Origin of the sequence: uncultured Paraglaciecola sp., assembly GCF_937123705.1 — a bacterium.
Classification (GTDB): domain Bacteria; phylum Pseudomonadota; class Gammaproteobacteria; order Enterobacterales; family Alteromonadaceae; genus Paraglaciecola.
On the sequence record NZ_CAKZKO010000005.1, the window covers coordinates 1 to 8,562 of the forward strand.

General features: G+C 35.9%; 8 protein-coding genes and 1 pseudogene. 7 read left to right on the top strand and 2 right to left on the bottom strand.

Annotation, left to right across the window (positions count from 1 at the left end; translation table 11 throughout):
• Positions 1–875 (bottom strand): DUF4158 domain-containing protein (locus Q0688_RS00920; RefSeq protein ID WP_299071878.1); only part of this gene is annotated, 875 nt, incomplete at its 3' end.
• 230 nt (positions 876–1,105) lie between these two features.
• On the opposite strand from Q0688_RS00920, the gene Q0688_RS00925 reads away from it, so the two are divergent.
• The 7 genes and pseudogenes from Q0688_RS00925 to Q0688_RS00955 all read left to right on the top strand — a co-directional run bounded on the left by Q0688_RS00925 (position 1,106) and on the right by Q0688_RS00955 (position 7,839).
• On the top strand, positions 1,106–1,267 hold the full coding sequence (locus Q0688_RS00925) for a hypothetical protein (RefSeq protein WP_299071881.1): 162 nt from the start codon (positions 1,106–1,108) through the stop codon (positions 1,265–1,267).
• 293 nt (positions 1,268–1,560) lie between these two features.
• Positions 1,561–1,776 (top strand): annotated as a pseudogene (locus Q0688_RS00930) (IS3 family transposase); the annotation flags it as partial.
• Positions 1,777–1,937: 161 nt separating this feature from the next.
• The gene (gene dgcN / locus Q0688_RS00935) at positions 1,938–2,933 is read left to right on the top strand and encodes an N-acetyltransferase DgcN (RefSeq protein WP_299071884.1); all 996 of its coding nucleotides are present in this window, start codon (positions 1,938–1,940) and stop codon (positions 2,931–2,933) included.
• Positions 2,933–3,928: an N-acetyl-D-Glu racemase DgcA gene (dgcA, locus tag Q0688_RS00940; RefSeq protein ID WP_299071887.1), complete on the top strand. Its 996-nt coding sequence runs from the start codon at positions 2,933–2,935 to the stop codon at positions 3,926–3,928. Before dgcN ends, dgcA begins: the two co-directional genes overlap by 1 nt.
• Positions 3,929–3,979: 51 nt before the next feature.
• Positions 3,980–5,020 carry an isoaspartyl peptidase/L-asparaginase family protein gene (locus Q0688_RS00945; protein ID WP_299071890.1) on the top strand — a complete coding sequence of 347 codons (1,041 nt, stop codon included), beginning with the start codon at positions 3,980–3,982 and terminating at the stop codon, positions 5,018–5,020.
• A gap of 269 nt (positions 5,021–5,289) precedes the next feature.
• Positions 5,290–6,549 (top strand): dicarboxylate/amino acid:cation symporter, encoded by a 1,260-nt coding sequence (locus tag Q0688_RS00950; RefSeq protein ID WP_299071893.1) that lies wholly within the window; start codon positions 5,290–5,292, stop codon positions 6,547–6,549.
• Positions 6,550–6,585: 36 nt separating this feature from the next.
• Positions 6,586–7,839, top strand: coding sequence for a dipeptidase (locus Q0688_RS00955; RefSeq protein ID WP_299071897.1), 1,254 nt, complete (start codon positions 6,586–6,588; stop codon positions 7,837–7,839).
• Between the two features lie 40 nt (positions 7,840–7,879).
• Here Q0688_RS00955 and Q0688_RS00960 read toward each other — a convergent pair.
• Positions 7,880–8,562: LysR substrate-binding domain-containing protein (locus Q0688_RS00960; RefSeq protein WP_299071900.1), on the bottom strand; the 683-nt coding region annotated here is incomplete at its 5' end.

The window sequence follows — 8,562 nt, forward strand, 5'->3', positions numbered from 1 at the left end:
CTTTGCCGTATGCGTTGAGTCAGAAAACACAGCAACCATAGGTGTTGCTGTGGACGCTTAAAGCGTTTTAGTTTACTACCATAATAATCCACCATTTCACCGAAGTGTTGTTGGTTTTTAGACGATAAGGCTAAGTCCTTAACAGCATCATCAATCTGTCTTGTATAAGGCTGTAACTGATGATAAACAATCAGTTCTTTTTTTAGCTCTGTCACCATAACGCTTTTTGCACCTGCTCGAAGCTGGCTTAAGGAGAGCCCATCTTTGTCATCGATAATAGTATTTAGAAATTCGTGTAGTTCAGATGAAACATGAATACGAAGCTTATTATTTAACCCCTTCTTTACCTGTTGGATAACACGACTGATAAGCTTTTGTAAGACAGTATATTTAGGGATGGCAATTCTATGCGTTGCTAGAGATTCAGCGGCTGCATCGAATAGATAACGAGGCTCAAGCCAAGCTTTGCCGACCATTACAAGATGATCGTACAACGGCGCAAAGTGCAGACTTTCTTCCCATTTCTGATAGTTTAGTAGCCTCAGTATTCTTTGATAAATACGGTCACGCTGCATCTTATTTATGCTGAAAGGCCTGAGCCCTTTGCCTCCTTGAACTTGCGTTGAAATAAACTGCATATCGTTAAAGATGAGGTTAAAGCTAGGTGAAAGAATGACAGGCTTAGACTTAAAATACCCTAATAACGCAATGAAATAGCATCGATGGCTCCTTAGGCGAATGCTTTTCGACTCTGTTAACTCGATCTCGTTTTGCGTAAAATACAATCGTTGCTGTTCAAGGGTTAATAGTGGCGGAGAATATAGATCAAGCTGCTCAGCTTTGGTAAGAATTGAGAGTTCGTTTTTTATAGCCATAGGAATTACGTTAAGTTTAAGGGGTAGTTAACCTCATAATTTGCCATACTTTGGAGAAGTAACCCACCTTTGTATGCCTTTAGATATCGTGAGTATGGCGATTTATGTTACTTTAGAGGGGAAAATCCCTAGAACCCCAAAATGGCGCAATTACTTTTGATGACAGTAAAGGTGAGTTATCAATTAATTACAAAAAATATCCACAGACAGTTGAAAAGTTATTATCAAAATTGCTGGATATTCAATATCAAGGCGACAAGGCTGCTTCAGATGAATTTATTGCACAATATACTCACTGGGATGAATCTTTACATCAAGTACTTGCTAACAAAATGCACCAAGCTAAACAACCATTATATCGTTTAGTTAAATACCAAGCATTAGGTGAATAATTGTGGCTGTTGAACGTTAACGTAATAATTGACCATAACAGTGATATTTATGCTTTTAAGTTAGGTGGGTTGATAACGCTTAGTACGATCGTGATATTGAAATAGTCTAGTGAAACTGAAAGGGTTTAAAACTTAAAATAAGTAAAACCTAAAAGGTGTCTACATAGTAAAAGTTAATATCAGCCCTAGCCAGAAACTAGAATATGCCAAACTCATGATTGAGAAAGTCTATACCAATAAACAAATTCAGGATATCTCAGGGGCTTGTTCATCAGCTATTTCTTGCTGGATAATATTCAGCCAAAGTATTTAGAAATAAACTTACACAATTGAATATTACTCAAAGTATGAGTTGCAAAGGAAATTGTTGAGATAATGGAGTGGTTCTTTAGATGTTTAAAAACAGAAAGGCTGAATCAACAGAGTTTTATAATTATAAGCGTCGTCATTCAGATATTAATTATATGGCACCGCATCAGAACTATAATGAATTGAAAAAAGTGGCTTAATAACTTCTCAGTTTTAATTGACCATTACAATGCTAACCATTATAAGTTTAAGCATATTGATAATAGCTATACCTATTGTGCTTTATTTCATTACCTTAGCCAACTCTTGCTATATTAGAATTAATTTTATGACAGCACTGAATCAAAACAAAGGATAGTCATTGATATTACAACAACCATTTTTATTATATTTAGGGGATGCTACATCTCCATTGGCGGTTAAAACATCTCGGGGTATTGCCCAATGGCGACCAGATTTATGTATTGGCGAGTATTCCAATAAAAATTGCACTATCAGTTTAAATGTTGAGCAAATGACACCTGAAGTAGCTAAGAAAAAAGGGGCTAAAACTTTTATCGTCGGCCTTGCAAATAGTGGTGGGAAAATAGCTGAAAGTTGGATTTCAGATATAATTATAGCTCTCGAACAAGGCATGGATGTTGCCAGTGGTTTACATCAAAAATTAGTTGATATTGAAATAATTCGTAATGCTGCTATCGAACATGGTTGTCAAATTCATGATGTACGACACTTTACAGGTGCTATACCTGTAGGAACAGGGAAAAAACGTTCCGGAAAAAGATTGTTAACTGTTGGTACAGATTGTTCTGTAGGAAAAATGTACACTTCTTTAGCAATTGAGCGTGAAATGAAACAACAGGGCTTTGATGTTGAGTTTAAAGCAACAGGACAAAGTGGTTTGTTATTAGGTGCAAGCGGTATTTGTGTTGATGCGGTTGTTGCTGATTTTATATCGGGTGCGATAGAGTTAATTTCGCCAGATGCTGCTCCAGAACATTGGGATATTATTGAAGGTCAAGGTTCGTTATTTAATCCGTCTTTTGCTGGAGTAAGTACAGGATTACTTCATGGTGCTCAAAGTGATCTTATTGTCATGTGTCATGAGGCGGGTAGGCAATTTATTAAGGATTTAGAAGGTTATAAACTTCCCGATTTAAAACAATGCATTGAGCATAACCTTACAGTTGGACGGCTAACAAACCCTAATATTAAGTTGGCAGGTATTTCGCTAAATTGTCGTTTAGTAGGTAAAGAAAAAGGTCTGGCAATGATAAAAGACTTGGAGAAACGTTTTGGCGTACCTTGTTTTGACCCAATACTCACGGGAGTAAAAAACTTGGTAGATACATTATGATGCACGATAAAAAACTTCAATTTAATGTGTATAGTGAATCTTGGCAATTGAAAAAGCCTTTTGTTATAGCAAGAGGGGCTCGTACTTCTACTGAAATAGTTTTTTGTAGTATATCAGATGGTAAACATACAGGGCATGGAGAATCTGTTCCGACAGAGCATTATGGTGAGAGCGTGAGTTCTGTTATTTCTGATATTAAATCAATTCAGAACAAACTCGTATCTAAAAATTGGCAAGAGCAACTCCAAGAGCTATTACCAGCAGGTGCGGCAAGAAATGCAGTTGATTGTGCTATGTGGGATTTATTTGCCAAACAACAAGCTACCACTGTTGCTGAATTATTAAATTTTCCAGCTCCGAAAAACGTGACAACAGTGCATACCATTTCTATTGGGACACCATTAGAAATGGGAGAAGCGGCAAAAAAATTAAAAGGCTATGACTTAATAAAAATCAAATTGGATCAAATTGATATTATCGAGCGCATATTGGCGGTACATGAAAATGCTCCTCAAGCCAAATTACTCATAGATGCCAATGAAAGTTGGACATTAAACATCCTAAAAGATGTTTTATTAAAAGTCGAAAACTTACCCATAGTGCTAATTGAGCAACCTTTACCAGCAGATCAAGATCAACAATTACTGGGCTTGAATTCGAAAATCCCTCTAGCGGCAGATGAGTCTTGCCATACACAATCACAACTTAAGTATTTATCAAAAATTTATGATGTAATTAATATTAAACTCGACAAATGTGGAGGCTTAACTGCGGGTGTAGCTTTAGCCAAAGAATCTAAGTCTTATGGCATGGATATTATGGTCGGTTGTATGTTGGGCACCTCATTATCTATGGCTCCTGCACTTATCTTGGCCACTCAAGCGAAGTTTATTGATTTAGATGCTCCACTGTTACTTCAAGATGATCGAGCTTTCGGGTTACAAATAAAGGATGGCTGCATTAGTAATTTAGATCCTCTACTTTGGGGCGGGTAACTTGTGCTAATAAACTTCAATATATAAATAAATACTAAAAATAGGAATAATATGAAAATAATCAATAAACTATTAAATTCAGCCGTTGCAACTTCGGTATTGTTTGCATCAAACATTGCCTTAGCAAAGGAGAAGCCATTTGCAATAGTTATCCACGGTGGCGCTGGTACTATTAGTAAAAAGAATTTTACGCCAGAAAAAGAAAAAGCATATCGAGCCAAGTTACAAGAAGCGGTTGAAACGGGTTATGCAATTTTAGATAAAGGTGGAGAAAGCCTTGATGCTATTTCAGCGGCAATCAACATATTAGAAAACTCACCTATGTTTAATGCAGGTAAAGGCGCTGTTTATACACATAATGAAATACACGAACTTGATGCTTCTATAATGGACGGAAAAACTCGCCAAGCTGGTGCTGTAGCAGGTGTGCGTCGCATAGAAAATCCTATTAATTTAGCTAGATTAGTAATGGATGAATCCGTTCATGTCATGTTAAGTGGTGATGGCGCTGAGGAATTTGCGAAAACGCAAGGTATTCCATTAATTAATAATTCTTTGTTTGATACTGATAGTCGATATGAATCGTTATTAAGAGCCAAAGAAAAAATGAAAAAAGCGGAACAGGGCAAAGTAGATTATCAAGCTGCTCATCAAGCATTAGATGTAGAATTTAAGGTAGGAACTGTAGGTGCTGTAGCGCTAGATAAAAACGGTAATCTTGCCGCAGGTACTAGTACAGGAGGCATGACCAATAAGCGCTTTGGACGCATCGGTGATTCACCTATTATTGGTGCTGGTACATTTGCAGAAAATGAATCTTGTGCTGTATCAGCAACGGGTCATGGCGAATATTTCATTCGCTTTAATGTCGCCGCTGATATTTGTGCGCGCGTAAAATATCAAGGAAAGACTATAGAGCAAGCAGGTAATGAAGTTATTCATGATGTATTAATGCCCGCCGGTGGAACAGGCGGAGTAATTATCGTCGATACAAAAGGTAATATGAGTTTACCATTTAATACACAAGGCATGTATAGAGGCTCAAAATCTAACACCACTCCTACTTATGTAGCCATCTTTAAAGATGAATAAAATAGGGTTTAAATACTAAAGTTCAAGTATTTATGACACGTAATTTGTTGCACAAAATAGCCGTTATCCATTAATACTAATGGGTAACGGTAAACTACTTATAGTGATTAATTGTTTATGCAGCTAGTAGTGCGCCCTTTGGTACAAGCGGGGATTTTTAACACTTCAAATACCTTATTGTTGATATGAATGATTATTGAGTTTTTATCGACTTATTACATATATTCCAATTCAAATACGTAAAATAATCATAGAAGCGAAATTATTTAATGAAAGAAAACTTAGCAGCAAACGTTACCATAAATACAGGTAATGCCCGTAAACCAATGACATTATGGCTAAAAATATTAATAGGCATGGTATTAGGAGTCATTACTGGCATAATCCTCGGAGACAGTACCGAAATGATAAGACCAATAGGAACGCTTTTTATTAATATCATAAGAATGTTAATTGTTCCTTTAGTTTTCTGCTCTTTAATTGTAGGCATAACCTCGATGAAAGATGCGAGTAAAATGAGTCGAGTAGGAATAAAATCAATTGTTATTTATTTACTCACAACAGCAGTAGCCATTTCGATTGGCTTAGCATTAGCTACCATTTTTCAACCAGGGGGTTCTTTAAACCTTTCTGTTTCTCTTATTAATGAAGTAAAACCCACGACAAGCATAGTTGATGCATTATTAGGTATGTTTCCAACAAACCCTATAGCGGCATTAGCTACAGGTAATATATTACAAATTATAGTTTTCGCTATTTTTTTAGGTATTTCTTTAATCCATATTGATGAAAGTAAAGCTCGACCAGTCATTGCTGCTTTTGAAGGTTTTGCTGAAGCCATGTATAAAATGACGGAATTCGTTATGAAATTTGCACCTTATGGTGTTTATGCGCTGATGGCTTGGGTTGCTGGTCAATATGGTCTAGATGTTTTAATGCCTTTAATTAACGTTATCGTACTGGTTTATATCGGTTGTATTATTCATATTTTATTTATTGGCGGCGGTTTAGTTGGACTAATTGGCAAATTAAACCCTAAATGTTTTTATAAAGGTATTTTTGCGGCACAAATTATGGCGTTTACTACAACGAGTACGTCGGGAACTTTGCCTGTGAGTATGAAATGTGCCTCTGAAAACTTAGGGGTTTCAAAAAGCATTTCAAGTTTTGTTCTACCCATGGGAGCAACTATCAATATGGATGGTACTGCACTATATCAAGGTGTGTTAGTACTATTTATTGCGCAAGCTTACGGTATCGATTTATCTCTTTTAGATTATTCAACCATCATATTAACTGCAACATTAGCATCAATTGGCACGGCAGGCATACCAGGAGCTGGACTTATCATGCTATCACTTGTTTTAGCTTCAGTAGGTTTACCTTTGGAAGGTATCGCTATTGTCGCGGGCATTGACCGTATTCTTGACATGGCTCGCACAACCGTGAATGTAACTGGCGATTTAATGGTTTCAGTATTGATTGGGAAAAGCGAAAGAGAGTTAGATATTAATATTTACAATCAATAACAACTTAATAATTATTAACAAAAAAGAGAGTGAATTTTGAAAAATAAAAAGCTTATTATAATAATACTGTCATCATTAGCACTTACTGCATGCAGTGGTGACAAAAAAAAACCAAATAAAAATGAAGATGTAGAATCTATTCATCAACAACTATTAACAATTGATACGCATGTTGATATTTCACCTGATTATACGTTTAAAGAGATGTTTGATCCCGGACAAAAAACATTAATGCAGGTCGATCTTGATAAAATGGATCAAGGGGGATTAGATGCTGCTTTCTTTATTGTTTATGTAGCGCAAACCCAAAGAACAACAGAAAACTATGCTATTGCAAAAGCGCAAGCTCAAAGAAAGTTTGATTCAATTCATCGGATGACGGATTCACTTTATCATGAAAAAATACGTTTAGCAGAACACCCAGAAGATGTAATCAAATTAAACAAGGCTGGTTATAAGGTCGCTATTATTGGTATCGAAAATGGTTATGTAATAGGTAAAGATTTAACTCTTGTAGAAAATTATTATAACCAAGGTGCGCGTTATATGACCTTGGCACATAATGGGCATAATGACATTTGTGATAGCGCACAACCGAATGAAAAACTAGGCGATGTAACCATTGAACATCATGGCGTCAGTGAATTTGGTAAACAAGTTATCAGTGAAATGAACCGTGTAGGTATGATGGTTGATGTATCACATGTATCCGACGAATGTATGATGCAATCACTAACGTTGTCAAAAGCACCCGTTATTGCTTCCCATTCAAGTGTTCGAGCATTAACTGATAGCCCAAGAAATATGACAGATGAAATGATGAAAGCATTAGCAGATGCCAATGGGGTTATGCAATTAGTTGCATTAAGTGCATATTTAAAAATAGATCCTGAACGAAGTGTCGCCATAAAATCCCTCAGAAAAAGTGTTGCAGAAAAATATCAAGCCATAAAGTACAACTATGAATTACATAGTCATAAGCCTGAATATATTGCTGGTATGAAAATTATTGATAAAAAGTACCCTTTAGCAACAGTACAAGACTATGTTGATCATATTGACTATGCTGTGAAAATTATGGGAGTTAATCATGTCGGTATCGCCTCTGATTTTGATGGCGGTGGCGGTATTATGGGTTGGAAAGATGCAAGCGAAACCATGAATATAACGAAAGAATTATTACGTAGAGGTTATTCAGTTCAAGATATAGAAAAAATATGGGGGGCTAACTTGCTTCGTGTTTGGGAAGATGTTGATAATGTAGCCAAAAGCTTAAAAAATGCAATGTAATTAGGAAATAAAATGAATTGTATTTCTTAATTTTAAGTTTCTATACTTTAAGTTCAATGGTTTTCATCAGAAACTCATCTTTAAAATATTGAAGAAACTTTTCACACGAGTTTGATAATACTTCATGCTCTACATGCATGGCTTTGATTGAGAATTTTGAGGGTGGGTTGAACGCTTTATATTTAACCGGGTTGATAGATGTTGATCTTGCGGTAAATTCATCAACAATGGATATACCGCCGCCTAATGCGACTAAATTTAAAGCAAGAAAGTATGTTTGTGCAGTAATAACATGGTTTAGCTCGTTCTCAGCTAAAGAAGAATCTTTTAGTAAATCAGCAAGGGGGCCACTATTTTCCATACCAATAAAATCATGACCTGATAAATCTTTTAATTCAATTCTTTCTGGGTGATCATCAAATTCTTCATTGGCATATATACAAACAAATTCACCTTCTCCAAGGTTTATATAGGTAAGGCCTGGCTCTTTAGGTGGGTGAAAAGCAATTCCAACATCTTTTTCATGTTCAATTAATGAAGCAAGAATATTGTCATAATGTCGGGTCTGAATTTCAAAATTAACCTTTGGGTTAAGCTTACAATAACTAACGACTGCTTTTGGTATTAAATCTAGGCCTAATGCCGCAATAACTGAGATTCTAATATCGCCAGTATCGGCTAAGCGAATGTTTTTAGTGGTTTTCTTTAGTGATTCAACTTTAT